Annotated in this window: 1 protein-coding gene; it reads right to left on the bottom strand. The window is 66.7% G+C overall.

Annotation, left to right across the window (positions count from 1 at the left end; genetic code table 11):
• The coding region (locus ACYVHT_RS23265) for a fibronectin type III domain-containing protein (protein WP_460557787.1) at positions 1 to 1512 on the bottom strand (1512 nt) is incomplete at both ends.

Raw genomic sequence — 1512 nt, forward strand, 5'->3', positions numbered from 1 at the left:
CACCAGGGTGAAGGGCCCGGCCGAGCAGCTGGGCGAGGCGTACACGCGCACCATGCCGGCGGGGGCGCCGGTCAGGGTGAAGCTGGCCGTGGCGGCCGTGGCCGTGAAGGCGAACCACACGTCCTTGGGCTGGCTCGAAGGCGAGCAAACGGGCAGCAGGATGCTGCTCTGCACCGTGGTGGTGGAACCGACCGTGGTACCGGTGCGCGTGCCACTGCCCAGGCCGATGGCTCCGCAGGGCTCGTCGTTGGTGGGCACGGTGAGCGGCGTAACAAAGCAGGTGGGGCCAGCCCAGGCGCTGCTGCCGTTGGTGGTGCCGCAGTTCTGGCGCACGTAGAAGCAGTAGTTGCTGTTAGGCGTGAGGCCCGTAATGGTGCGCGTGGTGGTGGTGGCGGCAATGCCCGTAATGGTCGTGCCCGTGCCCTGCACAAAGTTTTGCAGGCCGTATTCGATTTCGAAGGTATTGCCGGTGGTGCCGCCGGTGGGCGCTACCCAGTTGAGCACGGCGCTCACATCGGTAATGGTGCCCACGCTTGGGGTGGTCGGCATGGCGCAGTTCGAGGGCGAGGTCACGCACACGGCAATCAGGCCGCTGCTGTTGCCGCCATAAGCCCACGTCCGGATGTAAAGCACTTCGCCCGGGGTGCGGTTCGTCAGGTCAACCTGAGAGTAGAGGCCGTTCGGGCTGCTATCGTCGTCGCACTGCACTTCGGTGAGGGCCGCGCAGGTGCCCGAATACACGCTCATGCCGGTATCGGTGATGTTGCTGCCCGCAGTGGGCGGCAGGGTCTGAATGCTCACCGTGCCGCTGGCGGGCACCGTTACCTTAAACCAGATGTCGTTGCCGGTATAGTTGGCACAGGTGGGAGCCGGCACGCCCGTAGAGGAAGTCGCGGCCGTGTTGTCGGCGCTCACCTGGGTGGTGCAGGTCACAAACTGAACGGGCACGTTGATGGCCCCGGCGCAGTCGTCGTTGGCCGGGGTGGCCGGGCCGGGCACCACGCACAGCGTGAAGGTGCTGGTTGGGCCGGTAGTGGGCTGCGTGCCCGAAGCATAGATGCGGATAAAGTATTGCTGGCCTACCGTGAGGCCCCCGATGGTGCGGTTGGTGGCAGTGCCGGAAGAAGCCGTGGCGCAGAAGATGCTGGTGGTGCTGGCACAGGCCCCCGAGCGCACGTCATAAGCCGCAGAAAACTGGGGGTTGATGGTGATGGTGTGCGAAGTCGACGTCGCGGTAAAGGAGTACCACACGTCGTTGGCCACGGTGCCGCCGCAGTTGGCGGTGGGGGCCAGGCTCTGCGTGGCGCCGAAGACGGCTCCGTTGGTGGGCGTGGTGCAGGTGGCGGCCACGGTCAGGCCCACGGCGGTAGTGCACTCGTCGTTGGCGGCGGGGTTGGGGTTGGTGGTGAAGGCGCCGGCGTTGGAGAGGGCGCTGTTGCCGTTGGCGCCGCCGCAGTTCTGGGTCACGTAGAACTGGTAGCCGGTCAGGGCCGTCAGGCCGGTGAGGGTGGC

It is taken from the genome of Hymenobacter daeguensis, from assembly GCF_054780555.1.